The sequence below is a fragment of the Sphingopyxis sp. genome, assembly GCF_035686825.1.
In the GTDB taxonomy this organism is placed as follows: domain Bacteria; phylum Pseudomonadota; class Alphaproteobacteria; order Sphingomonadales; family Sphingomonadaceae; genus Sphingopyxis.
Window position 1 is genome coordinate 284,554 of sequence record NZ_DASRYZ010000006.1, and the last position, 15,929, is coordinate 300,482.

12 protein-coding genes are annotated in these 15,929 nt (G+C 67.2%); 7 read left to right on the plus strand and 5 right to left on the minus strand.

The window, feature by feature from the left end:
• The first annotated feature begins 98 nt into the window (after positions 1–98).
• Together VFG17_RS14795 and VFG17_RS14800 are read left to right on the plus strand one after the other, a co-directional pair.
• A complete protein-coding gene (locus VFG17_RS14795; protein ID WP_325030141.1) occupies positions 99–1,403 on the plus strand; it encodes an HD-GYP domain-containing protein in 1,305 nt (434 codons plus the stop codon).
• An 86-nt stretch (positions 1,404–1,489) separates the two neighbouring features.
• The gene (locus VFG17_RS14800) at positions 1,490–2,554 is read left to right on the plus strand and encodes a L,D-transpeptidase family protein (RefSeq protein ID WP_325030142.1); all 1,065 of its coding nucleotides are present in this window, start codon (positions 1,490–1,492) and stop codon (positions 2,552–2,554) included.
• Positions 2,555–2,614: 60 nt separating this feature from the next.
• Here VFG17_RS14800 and VFG17_RS14805 read toward each other — a convergent pair whose 3' ends face one another.
• Genes VFG17_RS14805 through VFG17_RS14815 form a run of 3 tightly spaced genes read right to left on the minus strand, consistent with a single transcriptional unit; the run spans position 2,615 to position 6,259 of the window.
• Entirely contained in the window at positions 2,615–4,444 is a 1,830-nt protein-coding gene (locus tag VFG17_RS14805) for a DUF885 domain-containing protein (RefSeq protein ID WP_325030143.1), read from the minus strand.
• 32 nt (positions 4,445–4,476) lie between these two features.
• Positions 4,477–5,208, minus strand: coding sequence for an AraC family transcriptional regulator (locus VFG17_RS14810; protein ID WP_325030144.1), 732 nt, complete (start codon positions 5,206–5,208; stop codon positions 4,477–4,479).
• Positions 5,209–5,212: 4 nt separating this feature from the next.
• Positions 5,213–6,259: a mannose-1-phosphate guanylyltransferase gene (locus VFG17_RS14815; RefSeq protein WP_325030145.1), complete on the minus strand. Its 1,047-nt coding sequence runs from the start codon at positions 6,257–6,259 to the stop codon at positions 5,213–5,215.
• 125 nt (positions 6,260–6,384) lie between these two features.
• Between VFG17_RS14815 and VFG17_RS14820 the strand changes: the two genes are divergently transcribed.
• The 4 genes from VFG17_RS14820 to VFG17_RS14835 are packed head-to-tail and all read left to right on the plus strand — an operon-like array spanning position 6,385 to position 13,120.
• The gene (locus VFG17_RS14820) at positions 6,385–7,773 is read left to right on the plus strand and encodes a TIGR03013 family XrtA/PEP-CTERM system glycosyltransferase (RefSeq protein WP_325030146.1); all 1,389 of its coding nucleotides are present in this window, start codon (positions 6,385–6,387) and stop codon (positions 7,771–7,773) included.
• A gap of 2 nt (positions 7,774–7,775) precedes the next feature.
• Positions 7,776–9,899: an XrtA/PEP-CTERM system histidine kinase PrsK gene (gene prsK, locus VFG17_RS14825; protein ID WP_325030147.1), complete on the plus strand. Its 2,124-nt coding sequence runs from the start codon at positions 7,776–7,778 to the stop codon at positions 9,897–9,899.
• Positions 9,896–11,272: a PEP-CTERM-box response regulator transcription factor gene (gene prsR, locus VFG17_RS14830; protein WP_325030148.1), complete on the plus strand. Its 1,377-nt coding sequence runs from the start codon at positions 9,896–9,898 to the stop codon at positions 11,270–11,272. Before prsK ends, prsR begins: the two co-directional genes overlap by 4 nt.
• Positions 11,273–13,120, plus strand: a complete 1,848-nt coding sequence (locus VFG17_RS14835) for a tetratricopeptide repeat protein (RefSeq protein ID WP_325030149.1) — start codon at positions 11,273–11,275, stop codon at positions 13,118–13,120.
• Positions 13,121–13,123: 3 nt separating this feature from the next.
• Here the strand turns inward: VFG17_RS14835 and VFG17_RS14840 are convergent, their stop codons facing one another.
• Together VFG17_RS14840 and VFG17_RS14845 are read right to left on the minus strand one after the other, a co-directional pair.
• Positions 13,124–13,471 (minus strand): GntR family transcriptional regulator, encoded by a 348-nt coding sequence (locus VFG17_RS14840; RefSeq protein ID WP_325030150.1) that lies wholly within the window; start codon positions 13,469–13,471, stop codon positions 13,124–13,126.
• Positions 13,472–13,542: 71 nt separating this feature from the next.
• Complete coding sequence (locus tag VFG17_RS14845) at positions 13,543–14,124, minus strand: nitroreductase (RefSeq protein ID WP_325030151.1); 582 nt, start codon at positions 14,122–14,124, stop codon at positions 13,543–13,545.
• A 185-nt stretch (positions 14,125–14,309) separates the two neighbouring features.
• On the opposite strand from VFG17_RS14845, the gene VFG17_RS14850 reads away from it, so the two are divergent.
• Positions 14,310–15,929 (plus strand): oligopeptide:H+ symporter, encoded by a 1,620-nt coding sequence (locus VFG17_RS14850; RefSeq protein ID WP_325030152.1) that lies wholly within the window; start codon positions 14,310–14,312, stop codon positions 15,927–15,929.

Here is a 15,929-nt window from a genome sequence, read left to right on the forward strand (position 1 = left end):
CAAGGTTAACCGCTCGTTACGGGCGCGCTTAAAGTGCCCCATTGACTGCCGTATTGGGAAAGGTGCGTGTCTGTCAGGCGGCCGCAACGGGACCCGAAATGCTTGTAAGAATTCAGCCACAGGATGTCGAAATCGGAATGTTCGTCCGCGCCTTTGAAGGGTCGTGGTTCGATCACCCCTTCTGGCGGAGCAATTTCCGGATCGAAACCGCCGAGCAGCTGGAGCGCATTCGCAATTCGGGTATCGAGGCGCTGATGATCGATGCCGAGCGCGGGGCCGTTCCGCCGCCCGAGCGCCACGCGGGCGAGCGCGTCGAGATGCCGCGCCGAACCTCTTTGCGATCGCGGGCGAGGCCGCTGGCCACTGTTTTGAAATCCCGGTCCAGAACGACTTTCGCGGCGTCCGATTCGGGGGATCGCGCCGCCCCGCGGCCCCGCCGCGGCTATGCCGGCGAATGCCGCCGCGCGGCGCAGGTGATCGACCGGACGCGCGGGGCCGTCACCAACATGTTCGAGGCCGCGCGCCTCGGCCGGGCGGTCGAGGTCAAGAAGATGGTGCGCCTCGCAAGCGCGATCGGCGCGTCGATCGAGCGCGACGCCAAGGCGCTGATCAACCTCGTCCGCCTCAAGGAAAAGGACGAATATACCTATCTTCATTCGGTCGCGGTCTGCGCGCTGATGATCAATTTCGCCCGCCACCTCGAGCTCGATGCGCAGCAGGTCGAGGATTTGGGGGTCGCTGGACTGCTCCACGACGTCGGCAAGGTTGCGGTCTCGGATGAGATACTGAACAAGCCCGGCGGGCTTTCGAAAGGCGAAATGCGGTCGGTCCGGGGACATCCGGCGGCGGGGCATCGGCTGCTCGAAAGCTCGCCCGGGACGCCGACGCTGGCGCTCGAACTCTGTCTGCGGCACCATGAGAAGATCGACGGCAGCGGCTATCCCGGCGGGTTGAAAGGCGAAGAGCTGTCGCTCGCCGCGCGCATGGGTGCGATCTGCGACGTGTATGACGCGGTGACGTCGAACCGCCCGTACAAGCGGGCGTGGACGCCGTGCGAAGCACTGACCGAGATGCGGAAATGGGAGGGGCATTTCGATCCCGTTCTGCTCGACCGTTTCGCCGACAGCTTGGGAATCTATGCCAGCGGAACGCTGGTGCGGCTGTCGACCGGCGAGTTGGCGATTGTCGTCGGCAGCGCCGGTGCGGCGGGCGAGGATATCGTCGTGCGCGCCTTTTTCGACTGCGGCGCGCTCGCCGAAATCGAGCCCGTCGACCGCGCGATCGCGCCGTCGGCCGAACATCCCCGGATCATCGGCCGCGACAGCCCGACCTTCTGGCGCTTCGCCGACTGGGACGTTTTGCGCCACCGGATACTCGCGGCAAACGTCGCGCCGGCGCTCTAGGATCGCCGGGCACTCGGCGGTCCGCCGCCCCCGCATCCTTTCACGCGCCGGATCGTTGATCCTTCTCGAACCCGGGAGGACAATTTTTGAAACGCCTATCCATTCTGCCGTGCCTGCTGTTGATCGCCGGCTGCAATTCCGCCCCCCAAGATACGGATTCCAAACAGAAAACGGCGGTCGCGCCCGACGCCGACAGTTTGCGCTTCGAGGATGCGAAGACCGAGGCGGCGCCCTTCGCCGCGCCGCCGACGTTCCGCGCGCAGGTCCTGCTCGACCATCTCGGCTTCTCGCCCGGCGTGATCGACGGGAAGGAAGGGCAGTCCTATGTCGCCGCGCTGCGCGGTTTCCAGAAAGCGCGCGGGCTCGACGAAAGCGGCAAGCTCGACGCGGCGACCGAACAGGCCTTGCTGCAAGGGCGCGATATTCCCGCGACCCGGATGGTCATCATCCCCGCGGGCTTTGCGAAGGGGCCGTTCGTCCCGGCCTTTCCGAAAGACGCCGCCGATCAGGCCAAATTGCCCGCGCTCGGCTATCGCAATCTCACCGAAGCGCTTGCCGAGCGTTTCCACACGACCCCCGAAACGCTGGTCGCGCTCAACAGCCCGTCGACGCTGGTCGGCGCGGGGCGCCCTTTTCGCGTTCCCAACATCCCCGACGTCGATGTCCCGAAAACGGGCGATGATCCGCGCGGCTGGAACGGCACGCTCGAACGGCTGGGCGTCGCGCCGGAGCAGCTTGCCGCCGCGAAGATCGTCGTCGACAAATCGGAGGGCGTGCTGAAAGTCTATGACGACGCCGACCGGCTCGTCGGGCAATTCCCCGCGACGATGGGCAGCCGCCACGACCCGCTGCCGATCGGAAAATGGGAGATAAAGGGCGTCAGCCGCAACCCCGACTTTCACTATAATCCCAAGCTGTTCTGGGACGTGAGCGACAATAAGGAGGCGAAGTTGCTGCAGCCCGGGCCGAACAGCCCGGTGGGCGTCGTGTGGATCGATCTCAGCAAGCCGCATTACGGCATTCACGGAACGAGCGAACCGCACACGATCGGGCGTGCGGAGAGCCATGGCTGCGTCCGGCTGACCAATTGGGACGCCGCGCGCGTCGCACAGATGGTCAAACCCGGCACGCCGGCGATCTTCCAGAATTAGAGCGAGCGCGATCGGCGGCGGGAAGCCCTTCGCCTGTTCGAGCAGGCGAAGGGCTCAGGATCAGGCCTTTTGCGCGGCGGTCCAGCGGGTGATCACCGATTCGAGCACCTCGATCGGCATCGCGCCCGCCGCGAGCGCGGTGTCGTGGAAACCGCGCAGGTCGAACTTGTCGCCGAGGACGGCCTTCGCCTGTTCGCGGATGCGGACCCAGCTCGTTTGGCCGACCATGTAGCTCGTCGCCTGGCCGGGCCACACGCAATAACGCTCGATCTCGGTAATGTTCGACGGTTCGGGGGTGCCGAGCGTCTCGTTATAATATTGGATCGCCTTCTCGCGCGTCCATTTATAGTGGTGGAGGCCGGTGTCGGCGACGAGACGGGCGGCGCGGAACATATAGGATTGCAGATAGCCGAGGCGGCCCCACGGGTCATTTTCATAGACCCCCATCTCGTCGGCGAGCTGTTCGGCGTAGAGGCCCCAGCCTTCGGTATAGACCGAATAAGCGGGAAGGCGGCGGAGACGCGGGATGCCCTCGGCCTCCTGCGCGAGCGCGATCTGGTGGTGATGGCCGGGCGAGGCTTCGTGATAGGTGAGCGTCGGCAGCGTCCAGCTCGGATTTTCGGCGGTATCGCGCAGGTTGATATAATAGGCGCCGGGGCGCGAGCCGTCGAGCGCGGGGATCTGGTAATAGCCCCCGGTCGCGCCATCCTCGATATCGGCGGGGACGCGGCGGATCTCGACCTTCGCCTTCGGCAGGCGGCCGAACGCTTCGGGGAGGCGCGCCTGAATCGCCTGCATCTGGGCATTGAGTTCGGCGATCAGCTTCGCCTTGCCCTCGTCGGTGTTGGGGTAGAGGAAGCGCGGGTCCTTGCCGAGTGCGCGCATCCGTTCGGCGACCGTGCCCTTGGTCATGCCCTGCGCCTTGAAGATCGCGTCGGCGCGCGCGCTCAAATCAGCGACGCGGTCGAGCCCGAGCTTGTGCACCTCCTCGGCCGACATGCCCGTCGTCGTCGCATAGCGCAGCGCATAGGCATAATATTCGTCGCCCTTCGGCAGGCGCCACACGCCCGCGTCGTGGGTCGCGCGCGGGCGGGCGGCGCGGAGTTCGTCGGCCTGGCGGCGCATCGCGGGATAGATTTTGCCTTCGACGATCGCGGCGCAGCGTTTCGTCCAGTCGCCGGGGATGTCCTTCGTCTTCGCAGCGAGATTCTTCGTCAGCCCGTTGGCGTCGGCGGCGGGCGCCCAGATGCGGTCGAACTGGCCGAGTGTGCGGTCGATGACGAAGTCGGGAGGGATGATGCCGCCCGCATGATCGGCCTTGATGCGCCCCGTCTCGTTATCGAGCTGGACCGCGAAATCGGCGCAGCGCGCGAGATACGCCTCGGCATCGGCGGCGTTCGCGATGCTGTGCTGGTTGATCAGGAAGTCGGGGATCGAGCGGTACGTGCCGCTCAATTGGGTCACCGGATGCGGTTCGGGCCAGCTGTGGAGGCCGTAATCGAACGTGTCATACGCCTTGACGAAATGCTCCCACGGCCCGCGGAAGGTGTCGTAGTTGACGAGGTCCATGCCCGAAAGCTTTGACGTATCAATCTTTTTGAGTTCGGCGAGGCCGTCACGATAAAGCTGGTGGCTTTGCTTGATGCCCGCGGGCGAGCGGTCGTCGAGTTTCGCCTTGAGCGGCAGGCGGGCGTCCTTGTCTAGCCCGAGCGCGGTCGCGAATTCGGGGCTTTCATCGACCATCCTGTCGTAGAAGCGATCGTAGATGGCGGTGAGCTTCGCGCCTTCGCCGCTCGCCGCCTGGCCGGTATGCGCGGCGGCGGGGGTGCGGATGCCCGCGAGCGCGGAGGTCGCGGCGAGGGTGGCGATGAGAGTGCGGCGGTCGAGCATGGTCGTCTCCAATGAGGTGTGTTGCCCGGTTGCTACACGTAGAGTTCAGCCTTGTCTTGTATCGATTTGACGTCGGGCACCATGCGGCGCCACGCGCCCGGCGTCGCGCCGCTGAGCCGCGCGACGGCGTGCGTCATATGCGCCTGGTCGGTGAAATGGAGTCGGTGCGCGATGTCGGAGAGCGGCTCGGCGCCCGCGCGGATCGCCGCCAGCGCGGCGCGGACGCGGGCGTCGGCGCGATAGGCCTTGGGGGTGCAGCCATAGGCCAGGCGAAAGCCGCGGCTCAATGTTTCGGCGCGCACGCCGGTGCGCTCGGCCCATTCGCCGAGCCGGACGGGCATGCCGCCGCGCAGGTCGCGCGCGAGGAGATCGGGCCAGTCGAGCGCGGCGTCGGGCGCCGGGACGAACTGTTCGGCGAAGGCGGCCGCGGCGGCGCGCGGGTCGCGCGCGGCGAGGCGGACGAGCGCGTCGGGATCGCCGACGCGGCCGCGGACATGCGCGCTCGCCGCGAGTTCGGCGGGCAGGCCGAGCACGAGGACGCGCGCGCCCTTTGCCTCGACGCGGTCGAGATGCGATTCGAACGGATGGTGGATCAGCGCGTCGCCGGGTCTGACATCGAAACGCCCTTCGTCGCCCGCTTCCTGATAGCCCCCTTCGAGCACCACGGCGACGAAGGCATCGTCGTGGCAGTGGCGCGCGCGCAGCTCGTTCGGATGATGGTCGAGCAGCCCGAGCGGAGCGTCAGCGAAATGGGGCGACCCCATCGATCTATTCGCGCGCCTTGGCGGCGGCGCGGACTTCCTGCGAGCGTTCGAGCGGGATGACCAATATGTCGTCGCCGTCGACGATTACGGCAATATTGTCCATGCCGAGGATCGACACGCGCTTGTCGCCGGCGCGGATAAGATTGCCGCGGCTGTCGTGCAGAAAGGTGTCGCCGGTCACCGCATTGTCGGCCGCGTCCTTTTCGGCGAGGGCGTGGATCGTGTGCCAGCAGCCGAGGTCGGACCAGCCCATCGCGACGGGGACGACCGCGACGCGATCATCCTTTTCCATCACGGCATAATCGATCGAGTCCGACGGCGCCCTGGCGAACTCGATGGCGTCGGCATAGAGCGCGTCGCCGTCGCGCATTCCGGCGGCAACGGCCTTGTCGGCCGCCTCGAAGATCGCGCGGCAATGGGTGAGCATCGCATCGCGCATCCGCGCGGCGCGGAACAGGAAGATGCCGGCATTCCAGCTGTAGCCGCCCGCCGCCAACATCGCCTCGGCATCGGCGAGCGGGGGCTTTTCGACGAAGCGGTCGACCGCGAAGCCCCAATTTTCGTCGGCGCCGCCGAGCGCCTCGCCGGCGGCAATATAGCCGAAGCCGGTTTCGGGGCTGTCGGGGGTGATGCCGAAGGTGACGATCCAGTCCTGCTGCGCGAGGCGCACCCCCTTGGCGATCGCGGTATGGAAGGCGGGGACGTCGGCGATGACATGGTCGCTCGGCATCACGAGCAATAGCGTGTCGGCGTCGGCCTGCGCGACCGCGAGGGCGATCGCGGCGGCGGTGTTGCGCGGCATCGGCTCGACGAGCAGCATTTCCTCGCGGTCGTTCATCTGTTCGCGCACCATCGCGACATGGCCGTCGCCGCACAGCACGACAGGCGGCAGGAAAGCGGGGCCCGCCGGGGTGCGCTCGACGGTCTGGCGGAACAGGCTGCGCTGCCCGTGGAGCAGCAGGAACTGCTTGGCGCGGGTGCCGCGCGATTCGGGCCACAGGCGCGTGCCCGCGCCGCCGCACAATATGACAGGCTGGATCATGGTGGTCATGCGATCAGCCTATCGCACGATATGAAGGAAAAGACACAAGATGATGCAATGGGTGAGTGTAAAATTAACCGACAGTTGACGCCTCGGATGTAGTATTGCGCCGGCGAAAGGTTTGCGATTTTTCCATGTTCCGGCTGTTCAAACATTATGTTCCGCACGCCGTCGTCTGGCTGGCGCTGATCGAATTTTTCGCGCTGCTCGGTTCGGCCGAGGGGGCGTGGCACCTTTACGCGCATCAGGCGGGGTTCGATGCCGGGCCGCTGGCGAGCCGCTGGCTGCCGCTCCTGACCTTCGGCGTGTCCAATTCGCTCGCGATGATGGCGACCGGAATGTACGGGAACGAGGGGCTGCGCTCGATGCGCTTTGCGACCGCGCGCCTGCTCGCGGCGATTTCGCTCGGGGTGATCTTTTTGTCGGTGCTGGGGTTCCTGTTGCCGACGGCGACGCTGTGGCGCGCGAACAGCCTCTATGCGATGGTCTTCGCCATCGGCGCGCTGTTCGTGATCCGGCTCGCGCTGACGCAGTCGGCGGGAACCGAAGCCTTTCGTCGGCGAATTTTGGTGCTGGGCGCGGGACCGCGTGCGGCGCGGCTCGCGGCGCTCGCCGACGCGCCGGGGAGCGGGCTCGAGATGGTCGGTTTCGTCGCGATGAGCGCCAATGAAAAGGCGGTAGCCGGCGCGATCCCTCGCGAGGCGATCGCCAATCTGTCGGAGCATGTCGTGATGCTGCGCGCCGGCGAAGTCGTGCTCGCGCTCGAGGAACGGCGCAACGCGCTGCCGCTTAACGACCTGCTCCGCGTCAAGACGACGGGGGTGCATGTCAACGACATCGCGAGCTTCATCGAACGTGAGACGGGACGCGTCGACCTGGCAACGACGAACCCGAGCGGCCTCATCTTTTCGGACGGCTTTTCGGCGGGGCAGCGGATTTCGAAGGTGGGCAAACGCCTGTTCGACATCCTTGCCAGCCTGATCGTGCTCATCGTCGGGCTACCGCTGATCATCGTCGCGGGAATCGCGGTGGTTCTCGATAGCCGCGGGCCGGTTTTCTATCGTCAGCCGCGCGTCGGACTGTTCGGCGAGACTTATGACATCTTCAAGATCCGTTCGATGCGTATCGATGCCGAAGCGTCGGGCAAGGCGGTGTGGGCAAGCGAAAACGACCCGCGCGTTACCCGCGTCGGCCGGATCATCCGCAAGCTGCGCATCGACGAGCTACCGCAGACCTGGTGCGTGCTGAAGGGCGACATGAGCTTTGTCGGGCCGCGCCCCGAACGGCCGAGCTTCGTCGGAGAGCTCGAGAAAAAGCTGCCCTATTATGCCGAGCGCCACATGGTGAAGCCCGGCCTGACCGGCTGGGCCCAGATCAACTATCCCTATGGTGCGTCGGTCGAAGATTCGCGCGTGAAGCTGGAATATGACCTCTATTACGCCAAAAATTATTCGCCTTTCCTCGACCTGTTGATCCTGCTCCAGACGGTGCGCGTCGTGCTGTGGCCGGAGGGCGCAAGGTAGCCGTGAACGCGCTCGCGACCCTGTCGCCTATCCTGTCGGTCGTCGCGCTGGCGGGCTTTGCCGGCGTCACGCTGTGGCTGCTGATGCGGCCGCGCGCGCGCATGGCGGCGCTGATGCCCGCGCCGCGCTGGCAGGTAGCGGCGGCGGCGGCGACCACGCTGTGGTGCGCGGCGCTGACGATCTTTTCTCCCGGAACGTCGGAGGCGCTGGTCGTGCAGATGATCCGCGACGGCGCGATGCTCGGCTGGCTGGGCGCGACCTTCTGGTCGCCGCGCGCGCCGATGCCGCGGCCGCTGCGCCTGATCCTGCGGATGCTCGCGACGATCTGCCTGCTCGCCTTCCTGCTCGGCGCGGCCGCGCATTTGCGCGCCGGGGCGGGGGCCGCGCCGTGGATGAAGCCGACGCTGACCTTTACCGCGATGATCGTCGCGATCGGCGGGCTGTTGATCATCGACGGCGCCGTCCGCCGCGCGAGCGGCGGGCTGCGGATGCCGGTGCTGGCGGTCGCGGGCGGTTTCGCCATGCTGTGGGCCTATGAACTCAACGTTCAACTGATCGGCGCGCTGACCGGAGCGAAGGCGTCGACGCTGATCGCGCTGTTGCCCGCGGTCGCGCTGCTCACCGCGCCGACCCATGTCGTCGCGGCGATGGACATCGGCCGCGAACGGATGCGGCTGTCGCGCACGGCCGCGACGCGGTCGCTGATCCTGCTCGGCGCCGCCGCCTATCTGATCCTGATCGCGCTGACCGGCGCGGTCGCGCGCGCGGTCGGGAGCGATTATGCCGAGCTGGCGCAGGCGATCTCGCTGGCGGTCGCGCTGGGCGCAGGGGGGCTGATGCTGGCCTCTGCGCGGTCGCGCGCGTGGGCGGCCGTGATGATCTCCAAGCATTTCTTCGAGCATCGTTACGACTATCGCGCCGAATGGATGCGCTTCACCGCGACGCTGGCGCAGGGAGACGGCGACGACGACCGCAACCTGTACCGGCGCGTCGCCAAGGCGCTCGCCCAATTGACCGGCAGCCCGGGCGCCTTGCTGATGCTGCCCGGCGCGTCGGGCGGCTTTCGCGTCGCCGAGCAGTGGCATTGGCCGGGCGGGTTGGGTGAGGAGACCGGCCTGTCGCTGCGTTCGGCCTTCATGCTGCAGGAAACGCGGCATATCGTCGACCTCGACGCCGAGCGCCGCGGCGCGTCCGGCGAAAATCGGGTGGGCGAGGATCTGGCGATCCCCGAGTGGCTGATCGCCGACACGCGCGCGTGGGTGGTCGTGCCGGTCCTGCATTTCCAGCGGATGATCGCGATCGTCGTGCTGCACCGCCCGGCGGTGTCGCGCGCGCTCGACTGGGAAGATCTCGACGTGCTGCGCATCGCGGGGCAGCAGGCGGCGAGCTATCTCGCCGAATCGCAGAGCCAGCAGGCGCTGTCCGAGGCGCGGCGCTTCGACGAGTTCAATCGCCGCTTCGCCTTCATCATGCATGATATCAAGAATCTGGCGAGCCAATTGTCGCTGCTCGCGCGCAATGCCGAGCGCCATGCCGACAAGCCCGAGTTTCGCGCCGACATGACGCAGACGCTGAAGATTTCGGCGGGGCGGCTGAGCGACCTGCTCGTCCGCCTGTCGCCGCGCGAGCGCGGGCGCGCGGCGGAGCCCGGCCGCACGCTGGTCGAACCGGTGCTGAACGAGGTCGCGGCGGAAATGCGGCCGCGCCGCGCGCTGTTCGTCGGATGTCAGGCCGGCCTGTCGGCGTGGGCCGAGGCGGGCGCGGTCCGCCAGATCGTCCAGCATCTGGTGGCCAACGCGATCGACGCGTCGGCGCCCGACACGCCGGTGCAGGTCGTCGCGGTCGCCGAGCAGGGGCGCGTGCGCATCGATGTGATCGACCAAGGCTGCGGTATGACGCGCGCGTTCATCCGCGACGAACTGTTCAAACCCTTCGTGTCGACGAAGGAATCGGGGTTCGGGCTCGGCGCGTTCGAGGCGCTGCAAATCGCGCAGGCGATGGGCGGCGCGATCGAGGTGGCGAGCGAGCCGGGCAAGGGCAGCAATTTCACGCTGTGGCTGCCGCTCGCCGATGCGCGCGGCGCGGCGGCAAGCGATGCGCGGGTGACGAAAGCGGGAATGACATGAGCGAGGGTGGGACCGGTTTGCGCACATTGCTGGTGGTCGAGGACGACGCCGGGCTGCAGGCGCAGCTCAAATGGGCCTATGAGGATTATCGCGTGCTCGTCGCGGGCGACCATGATGCCGCGATCGAGCTGCTGCGTGCCGAGGAACCCGAAGTGGTGACGCTCGATCTCGGCCTGCCGCCCGATCCCGACGGGACGCGCGAGGGGTTCCGCACGCTGAGGGCGATCCTCGAGGCCAAGCCCGACACCAAGGTCATCGTCGTGTCGGGGCACGGCGAGCGGGCGAGCGCGCTGACCGCGATCGCGAGCGGGGCGTGGGATTTTTATCAGAAGCCGATCGACATCGACGAACTGGGGCTGATCGTCGCCCGCGCCTTTCACGTCCGCGAACTCGAAGTCGAAAATGCGCGGCTGGCGAGCCAGGGCGCGGGCGAAAATCGCGTACTCGGCGGGATGATCACCGGGGCTCCCGAGATGCTGAAAGTCGCGCGCACGATCGAGCGTGTCGCGAACCTCGACGTGTCGGTCATGCTGCTCGGCGCGAGCGGGACGGGCAAGGAATTGCTCGCGCGCGGGCTGCACGAGGCGAGCGGACGGCGCGACGGCGCGTTCGTCGCGATCAACTGCGCCGCGATCCCCGAAAATCTGCTCGAAAGCGAATTGTTCGGGCACGAGAAGGGCGCGTTCACCGGCGCGGTGAAGATGACCGAAGGCAAGATCGAGCTGGCGCACGGCGGCACGCTGTTTCTCGACGAGGTCGGCGACATTCCGCTGCCGCTTCAGGTCAAGCTGCTGCGTTTTTTGCAGGAACGCACGATCGAGCGGATTGGCGGGCGCAAGGCGATTGCGGTCGACACAAGGATCGTTTGCGCAACGCACCGCGACCTCGACGCGATGATCGCCGAGCAGAGCTTTCGCGACGATCTTTATTACCGGCTCGCCGAGATGGTGGTGAAGATCCCGCCGCTCGCCGAGCGGCCGGGCGATGCGGTGCTGCTCGCGCGGCATTTCCTCCACCAATATGCGCCCGAGATGAACCCGGGGGTGCGCGGCTTTGCGCCCGACGCTTTGCAGGCGATCGACGAGGCGCGCTGGCCGGGCAATGTCCGCGAGCTTGAAAACCGCATCAAGCGCGCCGTTATCATGGCCGACGGCAAGCTGGTGATGCGCGAGGACCTCGATATGGCGGGCGGCGGCGAAGAGGGCGAAGAGGCGTGGCTCAACCTGCGCAGCGCGCGCGAAGCGGCCGACCGCGTCGCGATCCGCCGCGCGATGACGCAGAGCGAGGGCAATATCTCGCTGGCGGCGAAATTGCTCGGGATCAGCCGGCCGACGCTCTACGACCTGCTCAAACAATATCGGATGCAAGGCTGAATGACCTTGCGCCGCGTCTGGACGGCCGCGCCGCTGGTGGCGGCGCTGCTGCTCGCGGCGTGCGGCGGAGGCGGACCGGAGGCGCCGCGCGAGGCCGATGAGCAGCGCCGTGCGGCACTGCAGGCGGCGATCGCCGACAATCCGGGCGACATCGCACGGCGCGTCGCGCTGGCGCGCGTCGCGATCCGGCTCGGCGACGGGGTCGGGGCCGAGGCGGCGGTCAAGGGCGCGCTCGGTGCTGGCGCCAACGACGCGGCGCTGCGACCGTTGCTCGCGCGCGCCTATGCGATGCAGGGCGAGGGCGCGCGCGCTCTCGAGACGCTGGAAGGCGGGCCGGTCATCCCCGAAATGATGGGCGAGGCGGCGTGGGTCGCGGGAGACGTCCATCTGGCGAACGGCGATCTGGCCGCGGCGCGCGAAGCCTATGACCGGGCGGTGCACGAACTGCCGCGCAGGTCGGCCCTATGGGTCGATGTCGCCCGCTTTCGCGAGGCCAATGCCGACACGCTCGGTGCGCGCGACGCGGTCGATTATGCGATCGAACTCGACGCCGCGAACAGCGCGGCGCTGGCATTCAAGGCCAATCTTGTCCGCACCGAAGCGGGGCTGAACGCGTCGCTAGGCTGGTATGCGAAGGCGCTTGCCGCCGACCCCGACAATGCGGAGGCGCTGATCGAGCAGGCGGCGACGCTCGGCGACCTCGGGCGATACCGCGACATGCTGGCGGCGCTGCGCCATGCGGCGACGATCGTGCCGCGCGATCCGCGTCTCTTTTATCTGCAGGCGGTGGTCGCGGCGCGCGCGGGCAACTTCAGCCTCGCGCGCAGCCTGCTCCAGCGCACACGCGGCGAGCTCGATGCGCAGCCGTCCTTCATGCTGTTGAGCGCGGTCGTCGAGCTCGAACTCGGGGGCGAGGCGGTCGCGGCGACGTGGGCGGACCGATTGCTCGCCGAACAACCGCATAATTTCACCGCGCGGCGCGTCCTGGCCGCAGCCGAATGGGCCGATGGCGACCCCGGCGCCGCGCGCGAGGCGTTGCTGCCGCTCGTCCGCCGCCCCGACGCCGACAGCTGGTCGCTGATCCTCGCGGCGCGCGCGGCGGCCGCGCTGGGGCGCGACATGGAATCGGCGGATTATTTCGGCCGCGCGGCGGCGCTGAGCCCCGGCGAAGCCGTACCCTTCGCGGTCGAAGACGATTACGGGCTGGTGGCGATGGCGGCCGATGCCGCGCCGCTCGATCCCGCAACGGTCATTCCGGCGATCGCCGCCGACCTTGCGAGTGGCAACAGCGCGCGCGCGATCGAGCGCGCGGCGTGGCTGCGCGACGCAAACCGCGGCGTCGCCGATGCGCATATCCTGCTCGGTGACGCGGCGCTGGCGGGCGGGCGGTTCGGCCTCGCGGTCGAGGCCTATCGCGCCGCGCGCGCGATCGACGCGGGCGAGCGCACGACGCTGCGCCTCGCCAACGCGCTCTACCGCGCGGGTGATGCCGCCGGATCGGGCGCGGCGATCCTCGCCCTGCGCGACGGACAGCCGTCGAGCGTCGCCGCCGACCGGCTCGCCGGGCACCTCGCGATGGACCTTGAGCATTGGGACCAGGCGATCGGGTATTTCGAACGCGTACGCCGGCGGATCGGCGACCGCGACGTCGTGATTCTGCGCGAACTGGCGCGGGCGTGGGCGGCGAAAGGCGACGATGCGCGCGCGCTGGTGCTGATCGACCGCGCCTATCGGCTGCAGCCGCTCAACGCGGGAATCATGGAATTTTACGCCGGGTTGCTGGAAAAACGCGGGAAAGCGCAGGCCGCAGCGGATCTGCGCGACAAGGCGGCGCAGATCGGGCGGTAGCTGTCAGGCCTCGGTCAAATCGAGCAGGGTCCGCGCGTCGAGGCCGATGCGGCGCATCTGCTGCGCGACCGGGGGCCAGACGTTCGCCAAGAAATCCGCGCGCATCAGGTCGCGCAGCCGCTCGGTCGCGCCTTGGGCGACGAACATGCCGACCCCGCGTTTGACCGTGACCAGTCCTTCGTCCTGGAAGGTCTGATACGCCTTGGCGACCGTCAGCGGATTCGCGCCTTCCTCCGCGGCGAGCGAACGCACCGAGGGAAGCATATCGCCGTCGCGATAGCTGCCGTCGAGAATGGCGTTGGCGATGACGTCGCGCAGACGCTGGTACACGGGTTTGGACTGATCGAGCATGCCGCCTTAATGCCATAAGACAGCAGCACAGTCAAATTCGGCTAATTACAGTTTCAGTCCAGCATTTGAAATTAAATTTCCCAAGCGCGAACGACCTCGTCATATTCGGGGCGCGGGCGCTCGTCGAGTTCGCGCGAGGGCGTGCCGAAGAAGAAATAGCCGACAATCTTGTCGCTTTCGCCGGCACCGAACGCCGCTGCGACCTCTGCGCTATACGCCGCCCAGCCGGTGAGCCAGCTGCCGACGAAGCCGTGCGCATGCGCGGCATGAAGCAGGTTCATGCCGACCGCGCCGGCCGACATCTGTTGCTCCCACAGCGGGATCTTGGCGCCGGGCACCGGGGCCGAGATGAGCACGAGCGCGGTCGGCGCTTGATGCGCGAACTGATCGAGCGCCGAGAGATCCATGCCCGCTGCGCCGGGGTTTTCGGCCACCCACGCCTGTTTGAGCAGCGCCGCGAAGGCGCCGCGCTGATCGTCCGCGATCGTGACGATGCGCCAGGGCGCGAGCTTGCCATGGTCGGGGGTGCGCAGCGCGAGCGCGACGATATCACGCAAGGCCGCGGCATCGGGGCCCGGCGCGACCATGTCGCGCGCCTTGCCCGAGCGACGGGTGGCGAGGTGGGCGAGGAGCGAGGAGGTGTCGTTGAACATGGGGCGCCATGTGGGCTTTTCCGCGCCCCGGTGCAAGTGTTGCGAGCGATTCGCAACAGATTTTGGCCCGGCCGAACCGGTTTCAGGCGCAATTAGATTCTTCCCATACGCAATTTTCGCGCTAGGTTGCCCCATTCGCGCGGCGGGAGGCCGCGCCCACGATAATGGGTAAAAGGGACGCTTTGATGAAAGATATAGGCCTTTGGGACGAAGGCGACTGGATCGCGGTTATCGCGCTGGTCATTCTGGGGGTATTTCTGACCGTCGGCGGATTGATCGCCGGGAGCAAGAAGCCCGAATTCGCCGGCCACCCCAAGGGCCTCTATATGCTCTTCTTCGCCGAGATGTGGGAGCGTTTCTCCTATTACGGCATGCGCGCGCTGCTGATCTTCTACCTGACGCAGCACTGGCTGTTTTCGGACGGCAAATCGAACCTGATCTACGGCGCCTACACCAGCCTCGTCTATATCACCCCGGTACTCGGCGGCTATCTGGCCGACCGCTATCTGGGGCAGCGCAAGGCGGTGCTGTTCGGCGGCGTGCTGCTCGCGCTCGGCCATCTGTTCATGGCGTTCGAGGGCGTCGGCGGGCAGGAAGACCCGACGATCAACGTTTTCTGGCTCGCGCTCGCGCTGATCATCGTCGGCTCGGGTTTCCTCAAAGCCAATATCTCGGTGATGGTCGGCCAGCTTTACCGCCTGACCGACATGCGCCGCGACGCCGCCTATACCATCTTCTATATGGGGATTAACGTCGGTGCCGCGCTCGGCACGATCCTCGTCGGCTATCTGGGGCAGAAGATCGGCTGGGCCTATGGCTTCGGCCTTGCGGGCATCGGCATGGTCGCCGGCCTGATCGTCTTCGTTCTCGGCAAGAATGTGCTGCTCGGCGCGGGCGAAGCGCCGGCGCCGCTCGCGCGCAACAAGGAAATGACGATCTATGCGGTCGGCGTTGGCGCCGTCGCGGTGATGTGGGCGCTGGTCCAGTATCAGGACATCATTCAGAACCTGCTGATCGTCTCGGGCCTCGCGCTGCTCGGCTATGTGCTTTACGAAAGCTTCAAGCTCGACAAGGAGCCGCGCGAGCGCATGTTCGCGATCCTGTTCCTGATCGCATTGAATCCGCTGTTCTGGGGCCTGTTCGAACAGGCTGGCGGCAGCTTCAACCTCTACACCGACCGCTACGTCGACAAGGGCGGGGTGCCCGCGTCGGTGTTCCAGTCGATCAACCCCATCTATATCATCCTGTTCGCGCCGGTCTTCGCCGCGCTGTGGCAATGGCTGGGCAAAAAGGGTCTCGAGCCGTCGGCGCCCGCGAAATTCGCGCTGGCGCTGGCGCAGGTCGGGCTCGGCTTCCTCGTCTTCGTGTGGGGCGCGAGCAGCGTCGGGCCCGAAGTGGCGACGCCGGTCCTCTTCGTCTTCCTGCTCTATCTCCTCCACACGACCGGCGAACTTTGCCTGTCGCCGGTGGGGCTGAGCGCGATGAACCGCCTTGCGCCGAGCTTCCTCGCCTCGCTCATCATGGGCGCCTGGTTCTACATGACCGCGGTCGGAAATTTCGTTGCCGGCAAGATCGGCGAGGCGACCGGCGGGCATGACGGCGCGATGACCAAGGAGGCCACGCTCGGCATCTATTGGGAAATCGGCCTGATCACCATCGGGGTCAGCATCGTCGTGCTGGCGCTGTCGCCGATCGTGCGGAAGTGGATGCACCTCGACACGCTCGCCGACCGCGAACCCGCCATTCCGGGCAGCGGCGAACTGGGCGAGCCGCAGGCCGCCGGTACCCATCCCAAAGGGGCGTAA